Genomic DNA, 16,894 nt, shown 5'->3' with positions numbered 1-16,894 from the left:
ACCCCCAAGAGGCAGGCTCGAACATGGCAACAACGCACCGCCGTCGCCCCAGCCGGAAGGTCCAACTGATTGGCGGTCTCACCGCCGTCGCCGCCGTAGCCGGAGGCGCCTTCGCACTGGCGGGATCGGCGAGTGCCGCGTCGGTCGGGGCGGTGTACTCCAAGACCAGTGGGTGGGACGGTGGTTACACCGGCCAGTACGAGATCACGAACTCCGCGAGCAGCGCCCTCACCGGCTGGACGCTGAAGTTCGACCTGCCTGCGGGAACGAAGATCAGCTCGCTGTGGAACGGCAGTTACCAGGTGTCGGGCCAGACGGTCACCGTCACCGCGGAGAGCTGGAACGGCACGATCGCCCCCAGCGGCAGAGTCGACGTCGGCTTCGTGACGAGCGCGTCCGGCGCCGCGGGCGACCCCGTCAACTGCCTGATCAACAACGCGAAGTGCTCGGTCTCCGACGGCCCCACGCAGACCCCGACGGGCCACCCGACGCAGACCGCGACCGCGACCGCGACGGCGACGCCGACCCAGAAGCCCACGCAGACCCCGACGCAGACCCCCACCCAGAGCCCGACGCCCACCGCCACCCCGACCTCGGGCGGCGGCGGAGGCGGCGGCACCACCGCGTCCAGCGGCTTCGCCCCCTACGTCGACACCTCCCTCTACCCGGCGTACGACCTCGTCGCCGCGTCGAAGGCCAATGGCGTCAAGGAGTTCAACCTCGCCTTCCTCGTGTCCGGCGGCGGCTGCGTCCCCAAGTGGGGCGGCGTCACCGACCTGGGCGGTGACGCGGTGGCCGCGCAGATCGGCGCGCTGCGGGCGGCCGGCGGCGACGTACGCGTCTCGTTCGGCGGCGCCAACGGTACGGAGCTGGCCTCGGCGTGCTCCTCGGCGTCGGACCTGGCGGCGGCGTACGGCAAAGCCATCGACCAGTTCAAGCTCACGAAGGTCGACTTCGACGTGGAGGGCGGCGCGCTGCCGGACACCGCGGCCAACACCCGCCGCGCGCAGGCCATCGCCCAACTCCAGAAAAGCCACAGCGGACTTGAGGTCTCGTACACGCTGCCCGCCATGCCGACCGGGCTCACGCAGGACGGCATCAACCTGCTGAGCAACGCCAAGAGCAACGGGGTGGACATCCACGCCGTCAACATCATGGCGATGGACTACGGCTCCTCGTTCAGCGGCGACATGGGCCAGTACGCGATCGACGGCGCGACCGCCACGCAGGCGCAGGTCAAGAGCGTGCTCGGGATCTCCGACGCCGCCGCGTGGAAGAAGATCGCGGTGACGCCGATGATCGGCGTCAACGACGTCGCCACGGAGATCTTCACCGTCGAGGACGCCACGCAGTTGGTGACCTTCGCCAAGTCCAAGGGCCTGGCGTGGCTGTCGATGTGGTCCGCGACCCGCGACAAGCAGTGCGCGGGCGGCGCGCAGAGCTGGGCCGACGCCTCGTGCAGCTCGATCGTGCAGAGCGCGGGCGCATTCTCCAAGGCGTTCGCCGCGTACACCGGCTGACGGCACGTCACCTGTGAACGCCCCCTGAATCGTGCCTCTCCCACCCCCACGGGAGAGGAGCGCGGAGCGGTACGGACAGCACCCTCGAGCTGTCCGTACCGCTCCTTTTCCGTTCCCTCAGGAAGCCCCGTCCTCCTCCGCGACTCCCTGAAGGACGTTCTCGCGGGCGACGGCCGCGTACCAGTGGGCGCTCTGCTTGGGGATGCGGCGCTGTGTGCCGAAGTCGACGTAGACCGCGCCGAACCGCTTGCTGTAGCCGTACGCCCACTCGAAGTTGTCCATCAGCGACCACAGGAAGTAGCCGCGTACGTCCACGCCGTCGGCGATCGTGCGGTGGATCGCCGCCAGGTGGCTGCGCAGATACGCGATCCGCTCCGGGTCGTTGACCGTGCCCTCGGGCGAGATGTAGTCGTCGTAGGCGGCGCCGTTCTCGGTGACCATCATCGGCAGCCCCGGGTGCTCGCGCGCCACCCGGTGGATCAGGTCGTACAGACCAGTGGCGTCCACCGCCCAGCTCATCGCGGTGGTCTCGCCGGGCGGCAGGTGGAAGGCGACGTGCTCGGAGCCGGGCCACGGCGAGTGGTCGCTGGCGCCGTGCCCGTCGTTGCGGGGCACGTCGGGTCCGTCGGCGCGCTGCTTGCCGTCCGAAACCAGCGTCGGCGTGTAGTAGTTGATGCCGAGCAGGTCGATCGGCCGGGAGATCTCCGCGAGGTCGCCCTCCCGTACCAGCGACTCCCAGTCCACCAAGTGGGCCGTGTCCGCGAGGAGATCGGCCGGGTAGTCGCCGCCGAGGATCGGGCCGAGGAAGACCCGGTTGCCGACCGCGTCGATCCGGCGGGCCGCGTCGAGGTCGCCCGGCGAGGTGGTCAGCGGGCGGATCTGGTGCAGATTGAGGGTGATCGAGGTCTGCGCGGCGGCGGGCAGCGCGGAGCGCAGGACCCCGATCGCCTTGCCGTGCGCGAGGTTGAGGTGGTGGACGGCCCGCAGCGCCGACTCCGGCTCGGTGCGGCCCGGCGCGTGCACGCCGGAACCGTAGCCGAGGAAGGCCGAGCACCAGGGCTCGTTGAGGGTCGTCCAGTACGGCACCCGGTCGCCGATCGCGCCGGCCACCAGCGCCGCGTAGTCGGCGAACCGCTCGGCGGTGTCGCGTACCGTCCAGCCGCCGACGTCCTCCAGATCCTGCGGCAGGTCCCAGTGGTAGAGGGTGGCCACCGGCGTGATGCCGCGGTCGAGCAGCTCGTCGGTGAGCGAGCGGTAGAAGTCGAGGCCGCGCTGGACGGCCGGGCCGCGCCCGGTCGGCTGCACGCGCGACCAGGAGACGGAGAACCGATAGGCGCCCAGGCCCAGGTCGGACATGAGCGCGACGTCGTCGCGGAAGCGGTGGTAGTGGTCGGCCGCGATGTCACCCGTGTCCCCGTTGTGGACGCGGCCGGGAGTGTGGCTGAAGGTGTCCCAGATCGAAGGGGTGCGGCCGTCCTCGGCCGCGGCGCCCTCGATCTGGTAGGCGGCGGTGGCCGCCCCCCAGACGAAGCCGGGGGGAAAGCGGAGCGAGGCCGAGACATTGGCGCTCTCGGCGCTCTCGGAGCGGACAGCGGTCATAACGGGGGACTCCAGGGGAATCAGGGGTAAGCGGGGGAGGGGGCCAACAGGGCGGTGTTCAGGGGGAGTTCAGGGGAGGCATGGGGGAGTTCGTGAAGGGTTCAGCTCTTGACGGCACCTGCCGTGATGCCGCCGACGATGTGCTTGCCGAGGACCGCGAAGACCAGCAGCAGCGGCAGCGTGGCGACCAGCGCGCCCGTCACCACGATCGAGTGGTCGATGGTGTGGTCGCCGGAACCCAGACCGGCCAGCGCGACCTGAACCGTCGGGTTCTGCTGGTTGAGCGCGATGAACGGCCAGAAGAAGTCGTTCCACGACTGCACGAACACCAGCATTCCCAGCACGGCCATCGCGGGCCGCGCCACCGGGAACACCACGTGCCAGATGATCCGCAGACTGTGCGCGCCGTCCACCCGCGCCGCCTCGACCAGTTCGATCGGCAGCGCCTCGGACAGGAACTGCCGCATGAAGAACACGCCGAAGGCGGCCACCAGCGACGGCAGGATGACGGACTGGATGTGCCCGACCCAGCCCAGGTTGGTGATGATCTGGTAGAGCGGGATCACGCTGAGCTGCGGCGGGATCGTCATCGTCGCGACCACCAGCATCAGCAGCGCGTTACGGCCGCGGAACTGGAGCTTGGCGAAGGCGAATCCGGCGAGCGTCGCGAACATCACCGTGCTGAACGACACGAAGCCCGCCACGATCGTGGAGTTGATCAGCGCCTTGCCCATGTCGACCTGGTCCCACACGATGTGCAGGTTGTCGATCAGATGGCTGCCGGGCAGCAGGGGCATCGGCGGCGTGACGATCTCGGCGTCCGTGCGCGACGCCGCCACCACCGTCCAGTACAGCGGGAACAGCGAGATCAGCGCCGCGACGACGAGGATCACGTACGCGACCGGGCCGGCGTGCTCCTGCTTGCCCGCCCCGCTCCCGCGCAGGAACCGGCGACGCGGGGGCCTGGGCGGCGGTACGGCGGTGGACCGCCGCGACGGCGCGGCCCCGAACGCTTGCGTTTCGGTTGTCTGTGCCATGAGGTCAGCCCCCGAGCTTCCGGCGGTTGGCCCGCACGATCAACAGTTGGACGGCGCCGATGAGCAGCAGGATCAGCAGCATCACCCAGGCCACGGCGGAGGCCTGGCCCAGCGCGCCGGTCGCCCAGCCCTTCTCGTACATGTAGAGGCTCAGCGTCTGGTACTGATGCGCGGAGCCGCCGCTGACGCCGACACCGCCGCCGTAGATCAGCGGCTCACCGAAGAGCTGCGTGGCGCCGATCGTCGAGACCACGATGGTGAAGAGAATCGTCGGCCGGATCGAGGGGATCGTGACGCTGATGAACTGCCGCCAGCGCGAGGCACCGTCGAGCGCCGCCGCCTCGTACAGGTCGGACGGCACGGCCTGCATCGCGGCCAGGTAGATCAGCGCGTTGTAGCCGGTCCAGCGCCAGGTGACGATCGCCGAAATGGCGATCTGCGCGGGCCACTTGGACGACTGCCAGTCGAGGTTGTGCACCCCGAAGTGGGCGAGGATCTGGTTGACCATCCCGTAGTCGGGATTGAAGAGCTGGACGAAGACCAGCGACGCCGCCGCGATCGAGGTGGCGTACGGCGCGAGCACCGCGACCCGGAAGAAGCCGCGCGCCCTGAGCTTGAAGTTCAGCAGGTGCGCGAGGCCGAGCGCCATCAGGAGCTGCGGCACGGTCGAGATCACCGCGAGCGAGAAGGTGTTGCGCAGCGCGTTCCAGAAGAACTCGCTGTCCCACAGACGGGTGTAGTTCCGGAAACCGACCCAACTGGCGTCGCCGCCGAGCTGCACCTGGTTGAAGGAGAGGTAGCCGGTGTAGATCAGCGGAAAGAGGCCGAAGGCCGCGAAGCAGATGAAGAACGGGGCGATGTACGCGTACGGCGACGCCTTGGTGTCCAGCCGGTACAGCCTGGAACGCCAGCCCGGGGGGCGGTGGGCGCCCTTGCCGGGCGAGCGGGGGGCGGCGGGCCGGGACGACGGAGGACTGCCGTCGGACGTCGCCCTGACGGAGGTGGCCACGAGTGGCGTCCTTCCCGTAGGGGTTCGGGCGAGGGTTGTGCGGTGACTGGAGGAGGGCCGCGGTCGTCCGGGGTGGTCCGGCCGCGGATGCGGGGGCGGTACGAGGTGCGGGGAGACGAGGTGCGGGCCGCCCGGCAGGTGGGAGACACTGCCGGGCGGCCCCGTCCGCGCTACTGGTCGATCTTGTCCTTGACCAGCGCCTTCACGTTCGACCACGCCTTGTCGGCCGAGGTGCCGTGCTGCTCCATGTCGAGGATTCCGTTGTCGGTGATGAAGGTCTTCACCTGACCGTCGTACTGGCCGATGGGCGCGGGCTGGATGCTCTTCGCGGTGGCCGAGTAGATCTTGCCGACGGGGGTGTCACCGAAGTACGGGTTCGTCGCGTTCTGGACGGCCGGGTCGGCGAGACCCGCCTTGGTCGACGGGATGTTGCCGTTCTTCGCGAAGACCTTCGCCTGCTGGGCGGGCGCGGTCAGCCAGGCGGCCAGCGCGGTCGCCTCCGCTATGTGCTTGCCGGCCTTGGGCACCGACAGGAACGAACCGCCCCAGTTGCCGGCCTGCGGCGGCGCGGCGATGTCCCACTTGCCCTGGTTGGCGGGACCGGCCGAGTCCTTGATGATGCCGATCATCCAGCTCGGGCAGGCCACGGTCGCGAACTTGGAGTTCTTGAACGCCGCGTTCCAGGTGTTGGCGTCGAACTGCCGCAGCTTGTCGGTCAGTCCGTCCTTGACGGCCTCGGTCGCCAGGTCCCACGCCGTCTTCACACCGGGGCTGGTGTCGTAGATCAGCTTGCCGGACGCGTCGGAGTACTGCGTGGTCTGGCTGGAGACCACCGCGTTGAACAGGCCACTGCCGGAGTCGGTGAAGGCCACGCCCGAGGGCGCGTTCGCCTTGAACTCCTTGCCGACGGCCAGGAACTTCGACCAGTCGCCGGCCCACTTGGCCGCGACCGCGTCGCGGTCGTCGGGCAGACCCGCGGCCTTGAAGAGGTCCTTGCGGTAGCAGACCGCCATCGGGCCGATGTCGGTGCCGAGGCCGATCACCGAACCGTCGGTGGTGGTGGCCTGCTTCTCCTTGTAGTCCAGCCAGTCGCCGACGTTGACGCCCTTGGCCTTGCCCAGGTCCACGAACTTCGACGCCAGCGTCGGGCCGGTGGCCTCGGCGATGTAGCCGATCTCGATCGCCTGGATGTCGGAGAGGCCGCTGCCCTGGGACAGGTGGAGCTTCAGGGCGTCCCAGTACTGCTGCCCGTCGGCGACGTTGTCCTCGACGATCGTGATGTTGGGGTGCAGCTTGTGGTACTCGGAGAAGAGGGCCGCGCCCGTCTTGTCGTCGTAGCCGAACGATCCGAAGTCACCGACGTGCAGCGTGATCTTCTCGGTCGAGGAGGCGGTGCTCCCGTTGCCCGAGTCCTTGCTCTTGCTGTCGCTGCTGCATCCGGTGATCAGGGTCGCGCAGGTCGCGAGACCCGCGACCGCGATGACTGCGGCCTTGCGGGTTCTGCCGGAAGTGCGCATTCCACTCTCCTTGTCAGGGTGGGTCTGGCGTGCGGTGGTGCGAGTGAGGGTGTGGGAGCGCTCCCACTAAGCTTGCCGGAACAATCCGGCCTCGGAGGGGTCAGTGTCAAGATGTGAAGTCGATTTCGTTGCCGGAACGTGTCCGGACCGGACCGATGGTCACTTCTTGAACGGATCGGACGCCGCGGGGCGGGTACGGTGAACACAGCGTGGGAGCGCTCTCAAGAGATCCTGCTGTCCAGAGCGGGCCGGGCGCTAAGGTGGCGCCACAGTGGAGCACAGGAGGCGGAAGTGGCCATGAACGGGCGGCACAGCGGACGGCCCACCTTGGAAGAGGTGGCTGTACGCGCCGGGGTGGGACGCGGCACGGTCTCGCGCGTCATCAACGGGTCGCCGCGGGTCAGCGACCGCGCGAAGGCCGCGGTCGAGGCCGCCATCGCCGAACTGGGGTACGTGCCCAACCGCGCGGCCCGCGCGCTGGCCGGAAATCGCACCGACGCGATCGCTCTGGTCATCCCCGAGCCGGAGACGCGGCTCTTCGCCGAGCCGTACTTCTCCGACATCATCCGGGGGATCGGGGCGGAGCTGGCCGACACCGACATGCAGCTCCTGCTCACGCTGATCCGTACGCCCAAGGAGCGGGCCCGTTTCGGCCAGTACCTGGCCGCGCACCGCGTGGACGGCGTCCTGCTGGTCTCCGTCCACGAGGACGATCCGCTGCCCGACCTTCTCGAACAGCTCGACATGCCCGCCGTTCTGAACGGGCGGCGCAGTGACCTCGAGTCCGTCTCGTACGTGGACGCCGACAACGTCGGCGGCGCGCGTGCCGCCGTCGCCCACCTCTTCGCCCGCGGGCGGCGGGCGGTCGCGACGATCACCGGGCCGCCGGACATGTACGTGGCCCGGTGTCGCCTCGACGGGTATCGGCAGGCCGTGGAGGCGGCGGGGGTTTCCGCCGGGGGCTCCACTGGGGGCTCCTCGGGGGGCTCCTCGAACTCGGAGCTTGTCGCCCGGGGCGACTTCACCGAGGAGGGCGGGCGGCGGGCCATGCGCGAACTGCTCGCGCGGCGGCCGGACATCGACGCCGTTTTCGCCGCCTCCGACCTCATGGCGGCCGGCGCGCGGCAGGTGCTGCGCGAGTCCGGGCGGATTGTGCCGACCGATGTCGCGCTCGTCGGCTTCGAGGACTCGGCCATCGCACGCCACATGGATCCGGCGCTCACCAGTGTTCGGCAGCCGACGGAGGAGATGGGGCGCACGATGGCCCGGGTGCTTCTTGAGGAGATCGCCGAGCGGGATTCGGTACGACGCCATGTCGTTCTGGCCACCGAGCTCATTCAACGCGACTCCGTTTAGGGCTCGTTGTCTTGTCTTTCCCGCCCGCCCACCCGTGCGGGTGTTTTTTCGTCTGCGGGTGCCGCTTGTGCCTGGTCGGTGCCGGTCCGGGGTACCTCCTCGAAATGCGGCTGCCTGGTCCCGTGCATCCGGCACCGTTCCTGTCACCGCATTTCTGCGGGGGCACCCCGGCCCGTCCCCTTCCGGTACGTCGGCGTCCGCCTGTCCGGTGGGGGTTTCCGGGGGAGGGGGTTCTTTCGGCGGGCCGCCCTGCGCCGGTGTCCCTTCCCGGTGAGTCGGGGGCGCTCGGGTCCTTCCTCCAAGTGCCCGACGAAGCCCCTGCCAACCACCCAGCACCCGCACTCCCGCCCCTCCCGCCAGACGGTCGGGCGCCGCAGGTCCCGAACCTCACCCACCCCCTGTCGCCCGCCCGGCTGGACGTCAGGTGCCACAGGGCACGCACCCCCTCCCCCCTCCTCCGCCACCACAGCGGACCGTCGGGCGCCGACGGGCGTGGAGGGGGCGGGCCGGGGTGCCCCCGCAGGGGGACGAACGGAAAGAGGCTGGACGTTTTCGAAGTGGGTGCACGTTCGTCGCCCGAGCAGGTGCCCCGGGCCGGGACCGACCAGGCACAAGCGGCACCCGCAGACGAAGAAAGCACCCGCACGGCATGGGGGGTCCCCCCGCCGGAGGTAGGGGGAGGGCGGGAAAGACAGGACGGAGGAAGGACAGGACGTGAAGAAGCGGACGGCGGTTTACGGGGAAACGGCGCGGATTTCATGAACGACCGCGAACTGCTGCATTTCGACGCGCACTTCGAGAATATCCTGACCGACGGCCACCGCCTGTACTTCGGGGATTACGGCCTGGCGGTGTCGACAAGGTTCGAACTGTCGTCGGCGGAGGCCGAGTTCTACGAGCGGCACCGGACGTACGACCAGGATTACATCCGTACGCACTTGGTGCGCTGGCTGAAGCGCAATACGGGGAAGGTCCCGGCTCCGGTGCTGGCCCGGCACGGGCAGTTGGCCGAGGAGATGGGGGAGTGGCACAGGGCGTTGCAGACGGAGAGCCGGGAGGCGCCGTATCCGGTTCAGTCGGCGGGCCGCCATCTGACGCGGTAGTCGACGCCGTCGGGGCGGTAGCGGGGGCCGGGGGTGGAGCGCCACTGGGCGGTCAGGACGCGCGGGTCGGCGGGGGTGTCGCGGTGGGGGAGGAGCAGTGCGGTGAGTTCGTCGTAGCGGGCGTCGACGCCGCCCGTGCCGGGGTGGGTGTCGGGCTCGGCCGTACCGGCCTCGTAGCGGGCGTGCCAGGCCGCGAAGAGGGCCCACCGCTCGCGCTCCAGGGCGAGTTGGGCGGCGCCGACGGGCCACACGGCGTAGGTGTCCTCGTACACGAGCCGGAAGTAGTGCGGCTCCCCGTCGATCTCGGCGAGGCCGAAAATCGGGGCGTCGTATCGGTCCAATTCGGCAAAGACCCGCTCGAATCCTTCGCCGATCAGCTCCTGTTCATCCCAGATCTCGGCCATGAACGGAGGCTACGACCTCGGGCCGCCGAGGCGCGTACGTTTCTTGAACGCGGGTCCTCGGACGCGCTCTCAGAACGCGCTGCGGACCCCGTTCACCGTCGCCACAGGCGGCGCCACACCGGCACTTTCGGCGCGGCGCGGGAGGGCGACGACAGCACCACGCGGTCCGGTGTGGGTGGGGCGGGGACGGCCGCGTCCGGGACGTCGGGCAGCTCCAACTCCGGTACGGCGAGGTGGTGGTGAGGGCGCTCCTGGCGGTGGCCGGAGGACGCGGCGGGGCGGTCGCACCAGGCGATGAGGAGTTCGCCGTGGACGTCGGCGGCCTCCCGCACCTGGTCGCGTACGTACGCGTACAACTCGCCGAGTGTGATCAGCCCGTCGCGGTCGCCGTCCGCCTCGCCCGTCCGCAAGCCGTGGGCCAGTGCGTGGGTGAGTCCGGACGGAGCGGCGGCGCCCGAGGCGGTGATGACGGTCCGCCCCCGCCCGCCGAGGTGATCGGCGGTGTCCGCGTCGGAGCAGTCGAGCCACAGGACGATCCGCCGTGAACCGCAGCCGTCCAGCAGCCCGTTGAGGCGGCGCGCGGCGACACCGGCGATGAGCGGCTCACCGTCCGCGCCGCGCGCGCCGGGCGCCGAGACGTGCAGCAGCAGAAGGTCGTCCTCCGCGCGGTCGGCGAGGAAGGCCGTCAGGGCCTGCTCGGCGGGCTCGTCCAGGAGTGTCGTGACGTCGAAGCCGCCGATGCCGGGGTCGCGCAGCGCGTCGGCCAACGCGGCGGCCTCGGCGAGGCGTTCGGGCTCGGGGGCGCGCGGTCGGTCCTCCTCCGGGTCCTGACGCCCGGCACCGGCGATGATCAGCGCGCTCCGCCTGTTCGGCATGTGTTCCGCTCCCCTGGCCGACAAGGCTCTCAGGCTAGGGGCGCGGCCACCGCTCGGGCGCCCGCCGTGCACCGAATACGTTCAGGAATACGCTCCCGGAGACGTTTCGCGACGGCGTTCGCCGCTTTCGGCTCAGGCCGCGTCCTCGGGCGCGGTCGGGCGGACGGCGAGGATCTGGTCGACGCCCATGCGGTTCTCCCCGAAGGACAGGGCGCTGCCGATGAGGTAGAGCCGCCACACGCGGGCGGTCTCCTCGCCGACGAGGGCGACGAATTCGGCCCAGCGGTCCTCCAGCGTCCGGTGCCAGGCCAGGATGGTGCGGACGTAGTGCTCGCGCATCGCGGTGACGGACCGCACTTCGAGACCGGCCTGTTCGAGCAGGCCGACGGTCTCGCCGAGCGGGCGCATGTGCAGGTCGGCGGCGATGTAGGTCTCGATGAAGGCGCCGCCGCCCGGCGCGTTCCGGCCGCGTGACATCTGCTGGACCATCACCCGGCCGCCCGGCCTGAGCCGGTCGTGCAGGGCCGCGGCGAAGGCCGGGTACTCGGCGTCACCGACGTGCTCGCCCATCTCGATGGTGGCCACGGCGTCGTAGCCGCCGCCCGTCTGCCGGGGGCTGTCGCACGGCGGTGGCGCGGCGGCGTGCGGGCCTCGGCGGGATTGTCGTACCCCTCGGATACGTTGCCGTCATGGCTGAATTCGTACTGGTCGCAGGGGCGTGGCTCGGCGCGTGGGCGTGGGACGAGGTGGTGCCCGAGCTGCGGGCGGCCGGGCACGGCGTCCATCCGCTGACGCTGTCGGGGCTCGCCGAGAAGCGGGGCGCCGCGCCGGACGCCGGGCAGCGGACGCATGTCGAGGACATCGTGGCCGAGGTGGAACGGCTCGATTTGCGGAATGTGGTCCTGGTCGGGCACAGCTACTCGGGGATTCCGGTCGGCCAGGCCGCCGGGCGGATCGGCGACCGGCTGGCCCGTATGGTCCTGGTCGACTCCGAAGTGCCGGTCGAGGGCGGGTCGTTCGCGTCCGGCTGGTGGGAGGGGCAGGCCAGATTCGAGGCGATCCTGGCCGAGGGGGACGGCTTCTGGCCGCCGCCCGCCGCCGGGGAGTTCGAGGGCCAGGGCCTGACCGACGAGCAGATCGCCCGGCTCGTCGCGGGCGCGACCCCGCACCCGGCTCCCTCGCTCACCGAGCCCGCCGCGCTGTCCCGCCCGCTCGCCGACCTCCCGACGACGTACATCAAGTGCCTTCTGGACGGCCCGGAGCCGAACAGCGACGTGGCCGCGCTTCTGGACGGCAAGCAGTGGCGGCTGGTGGAGATGAACACCGGGCACTGGCCGATGTTCTCCGAGCCGCGCCAACTCGCCGCGATCCTCGGGGCCGAGACCGCCGCCTGATCCCTGCCGGGCGCGCGTGGGCCTCGGGCCCGCGCGTGTGTCGGGCCCGAGGCGCTGCGGGTCCGTCCTACGTCTGCGGCACCATCACGTCCGCCGGGATACGGCGGCGGACGTCCGCGAGCAGATTCCGCATCGCCATGCGGAAGACCTCGGCCTGGTGCTCGCCGAGGAACGAGGTGTGCCCGAAGACCTCCATGACCACCTGCCCGTGCAGGCGGCCCCACGCCTCCATGAGGAGAGCGACCGCCGCCGGGGGCAGCTCTCCCGGGCCCTCCGGCGGCAGCCGGCCCAGGTGCGCCAGGAGCCGGGGCGGGAGCGCGGGGACGTCGGCCGCCGCGAGCTGCGCCGTACTGAAGCCGTGGAACAGTTCGCGCTGGAAGAGCGCGCTCATCCGGCGGTTGGCCTGGGTGGTGATGCCGTCGTGCGGGGCCGCGTACCCCCGCGGCGGTGTCCCGTAGAGGAGTTGGTACCGCTCGGGGTGGGCGATGGCCCAGTGGCGGTAGCCCTCGGCCGCGACCACCAGGCGCGGCAGGTCCGGCCAGTCCGCCGCGGCTCGGTCGAGCGCGGCACGTACGGCGGCGGTCACGTTTCGCGGGCGTCGGGGTCGTCGCCGACGGGCAGGCTTCCGCCGCCGGGCCGGTCAGCGTCAACCTCGGCCGCCCCGACGGGCAGCGGATCAGCGTGACCAGCTCCCTGACGCCGAGGCCGGACGCGGCCCAGGACCTGGTCGGCGCGGTACGGGACCTCGCGCCGCCCGCCGGAACGCACCCGTTGGTGGGCGGCACCGACGCCGAACTGGTCGACACCAGGCACTCCATCCTCAGCGAGGGCGAGCCGGCCTCCGGTCCCGATCTGGACCGCGAGCCGGTCGCCTCGCAGGGGTGATCAAGCGGGCCCCGCGGCCCCGATGCGTGTGACGGACTCCGCCCCTCCCCGGGCGGGGGCCGTGACGCGTGCCCGGCCCCGTCCGCCGCCCCCTACCCGGCGGATCTGTGTGCGATGCCTTGACGCCCCCGCCGTTCCGCCCGACACTCCATTCGCACGCAGCTCTGAGAGCGCTCTCAGGAATCCTGATATGTCATGCCCGCATCACGCATATCGAGTACGGCATCACGGACGGCGGCTCACGCACGAGCACGACGGACCACGCGCCACGCACCACGGCTCACGCTTAGCTCCCCGCCCCCACGGCAGCTGTCCCCCCACGACCGAAAGGCAGCACCTGCCCATGACGACATCCCCTCCATCCGCCGCCCGCCGCTTCATCAGCGGACGTCCCACGGCCGTGCTCAGCGCCCTGCTCCTCCTTGTGACCGGCATCACCGGCCTTGTGCTGTCCGGCGGTTCGGCGTCGGCGGCCGTCCCCGGACCCGCGGCGGGCTGGACGACCGTGTTCAGCGACGACTTCAACGGGGCGGCGGGCAGCGGCCTCAACCGGTCCAACTGGCTCTACGACATCGGCACGAGCTACCCCGGCGGCGCGGGCAACTGGGGCACCGGCGAGATCGAGACCTCCACCGACTCGACGCAGAACGTCTACCAGGACGGCTCCGGCCACATGGTGATCAAGCCGATCAAGGACGCCTCGGGACACTGGACTTCGGGCCGCGTGGAGACCCAGCGCACCGACTTCGCGGCCCCCGCGGGCGGTCAGCTCGAAATCAGCGCTTCGATCCAGCAGCCCAACCCCCAGAGCGGGCTCGGCTATTGGCCCGCCTTCTGGGCGATGGGCGCCGCCGCCCGCCCGGTCAGCGCCACCAACTGGCCCAGCATCGGCGAGATCGACATCATGGAGGACGTCAACGCCCTCAGTAAGCACTCCACCACCTTCCACTGCGGGCAGTGGGCGGGTGAGTGCCACGACCCCGACGGCATCACCAGCGACCTCCAGCCGTGCGCCGGTTGCCAGACCGGCTTCCACAAGTACTCGGCCGTCATCGACCGCACCAACACCTCCGCCGAGCAGCTCCGCTTCTACCTCGACGGCAATCTCACCTTCACCGTCAACGAGAACCAGGTCTCCGTCGCCACCTGGCAGGCCGCCGTCGACCACGGCTTCTTCGCCATCTTCGACGTCGCCATCGGCGGCTCCTACCCCAACAAGGTCTGCGGCTGCACCTCCCCGTCCGCCGACATCAGCTCCGGCGCGGGCATGAGCGTCGACTGGTTCGCCGTGTACCAGACGACCGGCGGCAGCAGCGGCACGGTCGGCGGCACGAACAACGGCGGTACGTCGTCCGGTACGAGCACGGGTACGAGTTCCGGCACTAGCTCCGGCACTAGCTCCGGTACGAGTTCCGGCACCAGCTCCGGTTCGAGCGCGGGCAGCTCGGGCGGCAGCACCACCACGCCCGACTACACCGCCGGTGTCACCTCCACCAGTTCCACGCAGGCCCGCATCTCCTTCACCCCGACCACCCCGGCCGCCTACGTCGACGTCCACTACCTCGTCAACGGCGCGGGTCAGCAGAATTTCCGCATGACCAACTCCTCCGGCACCTGGACCCAGACCGTCAACGGCCTCTCCACCGGCAGCGTTCTCACGTACTGGTTCACGTACGAGAAGAACGGCCCCCAGTACGACTCGCCGCACTACACCTTCACCCAGGGGTCCTGACCCCGGCTGGCGTGTGCCTGCTTCGGCTGTGCCTGCTTCGGCGGGGCCGCCCGGACACCGTGTCCGCGCGGCCCCGCTGGCGTTCGCGGGCGAGGTGCGCCAGGCGAATATGCCAGGTCAAGGAGTGGTTGACGCGCATAGACAAGGTCGGGCAGTCTCATGAGTCTGTGAACCCCCCATGGGAGGCGTGATGTTGAGACGGTACGTCCGTGCATTACTCGCAATTGTCATGCTTGCGTCAGCTATCCTCGTCGGAACCGCCGTGACGGCGGGCAGCGCCCATGCGGCCGGCTGCTACTCCTGGGGCCGCACCCTCAGCCAGGGCGCGAGCGGTGAGGACGTCCGCCAGCTCCAGATCCGGATCGCCGGATACCCCGGCTACGGCGCGGTGCTGGCGACCGACGGCCAGTTCGGGCCGGCGACCAAGTCCGCCGTCGTGCGTTTCCAGCAGGCGTACGGCCTCACGGCGGACGGCATCGCCGGGCCGCAGACCTTCGCGAAGATCGGCGCGCTCCAGGACACCGACTGCACCCCGATCCACTTCACCTTCGGCGAGATGAACCGCTGCAACACCACCTGGGCGGGCGGCGCGGTCAGTGCGGCCACCGCCCGTGACAACGCCCTGCGGCTCATGTGGAAGCTGGAGGCGCTGCGCCACGCGCTGGGCGACCAGCCGCTCAACACGAGCAGCGGCTTCCGCTCCGCCTCGTGCAACAGCGCCGTCGGCGGGGCGGCGAACAGCAACCACATGTACGGCCGTGCCGTCGACCTGATCGGCTCGCCGAGCTACTGCCGCATCGTGCAGGAGGCCCGCTACCACGGCTTCAACGAGATCCTCGGCCCCGGCTACCCGGGCCACAGCACCCACGCCCATCTCGGCGACCAGAGCTCCCGTTACTGGAGCGCCTCCTCCTGCGGAATCTGATTCCCGCGCCCCGTGGCCGACGCTCCCCCCTCCGCCTCGGCCACGGGGTTCCGCACCGCCCGGCGAGTGTCAGTGGTCGCGTTTACGCTGACACCGAAAGAGCGGGGCAGGGGCGGGACGAAGGGGTGGGGATCGCAGATGGGCGGCGACAGTTGGAGCCGGGCCGGGGCGTATCAGCCGGATCTGGCGGCGGCGTTCCGGGCCGAGCAGGAGCGCGAACTCTCCGAGGACGACCACGGGTTCGGGACCATGACGATGGCCGAGCGCTGGGAGGACCCGGACTGGCAGGAGTACATCATGACCGGCGGTACGGCCTCCGTACTCGACCAGATCGAGGTCGTCGCACCCGACAACGACGAAGAGGGGCCGTTCATGCGCCCCTTGACCGACGCGGAGATCCGCGCCTGGTGCCCCGGCGGCCGTCCCACCGAGGCCGAGTGGACCGCCGCGCTGACGGACCGCGGCGACCTCTACCCCGACCGCGCGGCGGGCAACTGCACCGTCCTCTACGACGCCGACGGCAAGCCGGTCTCGATCGGCTACTGGGGCGTCACGGCGGACTGACCGCGGCGGGCCGTGGCGGGGCGGGGGCCGGGCCGGGGCCGGCTCGGGCAGGACGGCCTATCCGGGCAGGACGGCCTGTCCGGGCCTCCGGACGGAGAACTCGTTGCCGTCGGGGTCGAGGAGCAGGACGTCGGCTCCGGCGTCGGTCTCCGCGGCCTCGGGGCGCGTGGCGCCCAGGGCGAGGAGGCGGTCGACCTCGGCGGAGCGGTCGGCGCCGGCGGGGAGGGCCAGTTCGAAGAAGAGGCGGTTGGCGCCGGTCTTGGGGGCGACGGGCGGGCCGCCCCAGGTGATCTTCGTACCGCCCTCGGGGGACTGGATCGCGGTCTCCTCGTCCTGGTCCCAGACCAGGGGCCACCGCAGGGCCTCGCTCCAGAAGTAGCCGACCTCGCGGGTGCCGTCGCAGGCCAGGGCGCCGATGACGCCGGTGTCGGCGAGGAATGTGTTGCCTGGCTCGATGACGCAGAATTCGTTGCCGTCAGGATCGGCGAGCACGACGTGCCCCTCTTCGGGGAGTTGGCCGATGTCGATGTGCTGTCCGCCCAGTTCCAGCGCCCTGGCCACCGTCTGCCGCTGCTCCTCGGCGGAGGCGCTCGTCAGGTCGAAGTGCGCTTGATTCTGGCGGGCCTTGGGCTCCTGGCTCGGCAGGAAGCGGATACGGAAGCCGCCGGTCGCCCCGTCCGCGGCGGGCGGCACGATCGCGACACCGCCCTGCGCGTCCTCTTCCTCACCGGAGGTCACCTCCCAGCCCAGCACCCCGGACCAGAACCTCGCCAGCCCCGTCGGCCGCGTCGCGTTGAAACAGATCGCGAACAGTTCACTGCTCATACCCCGTACCTCTCCGATCCCTCGACGTCCGAGCCGCACCCTAGACACGCCCGTCCGCCCCCGCACCTGAGTTCCGCCCCGGGCGGCGACGCCGAGCCCCGGCCCGGAGGAGCCCCACCGGCCCACCGGTCCAATGGCCCACCCGCGCG

The 16,894-nt window shown here is 70.7% G+C and carries 15 protein-coding genes and 2 pseudogenes; 8 read left to right on the top strand and 9 right to left on the bottom strand.

Annotation, left to right across the window (positions count from 1 at the left end; genetic code table 11):
- The first annotated feature begins 23 nt into the window (after positions 1-23).
- Entirely contained in the window at positions 24-1,520 is a 1,497-nt protein-coding gene (locus ACFZBB_RS03085) for a cellulose binding domain-containing protein (protein ID WP_391117166.1), read from the top strand.
- A gap of 117 nt (positions 1,521-1,637) precedes the next feature.
- Here ACFZBB_RS03085 and ACFZBB_RS03080 read toward each other — a convergent pair whose 3' ends face one another.
- The 4 genes from ACFZBB_RS03080 to ACFZBB_RS03065 form a co-directional block, all read right to left on the bottom strand.
- Positions 1,638-3,119: a family 1 glycosylhydrolase gene (locus ACFZBB_RS03080; protein WP_391117163.1), complete on the bottom strand. Its 1,482-nt coding sequence runs from the start codon at positions 3,117-3,119 to the stop codon at positions 1,638-1,640.
- A gap of 101 nt (positions 3,120-3,220) precedes the next feature.
- Entirely contained in the window at positions 3,221-4,156 is a 936-nt protein-coding gene (locus ACFZBB_RS03075) for an ABC transporter permease subunit (protein WP_391117161.1), read from the bottom strand.
- Positions 4,157-4,160: 4 nt separating this feature from the next.
- Complete coding sequence (locus ACFZBB_RS03070; RefSeq protein WP_355336942.1) at positions 4,161-5,165, bottom strand: sugar ABC transporter permease; 1,005 nt, start codon at positions 5,163-5,165, stop codon at positions 4,161-4,163.
- Positions 5,166-5,335: 170 nt separating this feature from the next.
- Positions 5,336-6,682, bottom strand: a complete 1,347-nt coding sequence (locus tag ACFZBB_RS03065; protein WP_391117159.1) for an extracellular solute-binding protein — start codon at positions 6,680-6,682, stop codon at positions 5,336-5,338.
- 297 nt (positions 6,683-6,979) lie between these two features.
- Between ACFZBB_RS03065 and ACFZBB_RS03060 the strand changes: the two genes are divergently transcribed.
- Both ACFZBB_RS03060 and ACFZBB_RS03055 read left to right on the top strand, forming a co-directional pair.
- The gene (locus ACFZBB_RS03060) at positions 6,980-8,038 is read left to right on the top strand and encodes a substrate-binding domain-containing protein (protein ID WP_391117514.1); all 1,059 of its coding nucleotides are present in this window, start codon (positions 6,980-6,982) and stop codon (positions 8,036-8,038) included.
- 758 nt (positions 8,039-8,796) lie between these two features.
- Positions 8,797-9,141: a hypothetical protein gene (locus ACFZBB_RS03055; RefSeq protein WP_391117157.1), complete on the top strand. Its 345-nt coding sequence runs from the start codon at positions 8,797-8,799 to the stop codon at positions 9,139-9,141.
- On the opposite strand, the gene ACFZBB_RS03050 is transcribed toward ACFZBB_RS03055, so the two are convergent.
- From ACFZBB_RS03050 to ACFZBB_RS03040, 3 genes and pseudogenes are all read right to left on the bottom strand, one after another.
- Positions 9,111-9,545, bottom strand: a complete 435-nt coding sequence (locus ACFZBB_RS03050) for a hypothetical protein (protein WP_391117155.1) — start codon at positions 9,543-9,545, stop codon at positions 9,111-9,113. The two genes, ACFZBB_RS03055 and ACFZBB_RS03050, sit on opposite strands and share 31 nt — an antisense overlap.
- Before the next feature lie 92 nt (positions 9,546-9,637).
- The gene (locus tag ACFZBB_RS03045) at positions 9,638-10,420 is read right to left on the bottom strand and encodes a hypothetical protein (protein ID WP_391117152.1); all 783 of its coding nucleotides are present in this window, start codon (positions 10,418-10,420) and stop codon (positions 9,638-9,640) included.
- A gap of 132 nt (positions 10,421-10,552) precedes the next feature.
- Positions 10,553-11,023 (bottom strand): annotated as a pseudogene (locus ACFZBB_RS03040) (class I SAM-dependent methyltransferase); the annotation flags it as partial.
- A gap of 86 nt (positions 11,024-11,109) precedes the next feature.
- Here ACFZBB_RS03040 and ACFZBB_RS03035 point away from each other — a divergent pair.
- Positions 11,110-11,814, top strand: a complete 705-nt coding sequence (locus tag ACFZBB_RS03035) for an alpha/beta fold hydrolase (RefSeq protein WP_391117150.1) — start codon at positions 11,110-11,112, stop codon at positions 11,812-11,814.
- A 67-nt stretch (positions 11,815-11,881) separates the two neighbouring features.
- Here ACFZBB_RS03035 and ACFZBB_RS03030 read toward each other — a convergent pair.
- Positions 11,882-12,403: pseudogene (locus tag ACFZBB_RS03030) on the bottom strand (TetR-like C-terminal domain-containing protein); the annotation flags it as partial.
- Positions 12,404-12,495: 92 nt separating this feature from the next.
- Here ACFZBB_RS03030 and ACFZBB_RS03025 point away from each other — a divergent pair.
- The 4 genes from ACFZBB_RS03025 to ACFZBB_RS03010 all read left to right on the top strand — a co-directional run bounded on the left by ACFZBB_RS03025 (position 12,496) and on the right by ACFZBB_RS03010 (position 15,920).
- Positions 12,496-12,699, top strand: a complete 204-nt coding sequence (locus ACFZBB_RS03025) for a hypothetical protein (RefSeq protein WP_391117148.1) — start codon at positions 12,496-12,498, stop codon at positions 12,697-12,699.
- Between the two features lie 343 nt (positions 12,700-13,042).
- Positions 13,043-14,431, top strand: coding sequence for a glycoside hydrolase family 16 protein (locus tag ACFZBB_RS03020; protein ID WP_391117146.1), 1,389 nt, complete (start codon positions 13,043-13,045; stop codon positions 14,429-14,431).
- A gap of 190 nt (positions 14,432-14,621) precedes the next feature.
- Complete coding sequence (locus tag ACFZBB_RS03015) at positions 14,622-15,356, top strand: D-Ala-D-Ala carboxypeptidase family metallohydrolase (protein WP_391117144.1); 735 nt, start codon at positions 14,622-14,624, stop codon at positions 15,354-15,356.
- Between the two features lie 138 nt (positions 15,357-15,494).
- Positions 15,495-15,920 (top strand): hypothetical protein, encoded by a 426-nt coding sequence (locus ACFZBB_RS03010; RefSeq protein WP_391117142.1) that lies wholly within the window; start codon positions 15,495-15,497, stop codon positions 15,918-15,920.
- A gap of 57 nt (positions 15,921-15,977) precedes the next feature.
- On the opposite strand, the gene ACFZBB_RS03005 is transcribed toward ACFZBB_RS03010, so the two are convergent.
- A complete protein-coding gene (locus ACFZBB_RS03005) occupies positions 15,978-16,745 on the bottom strand; it encodes a VOC family protein (RefSeq protein WP_391117140.1) in 768 nt (255 codons plus the stop codon).
- Positions 16,746-16,894: the final 149 nt, after the last annotated feature.

Origin of the sequence: Streptomyces sp. NPDC008139 (assembly GCF_042957025.1) — a bacterium.
Lineage (GTDB): Bacteria > Actinomycetota > Actinomycetes > Streptomycetales > Streptomycetaceae > Actinacidiphila.
This window is presented reverse-complemented; position numbering and strand designations above follow the sequence as displayed.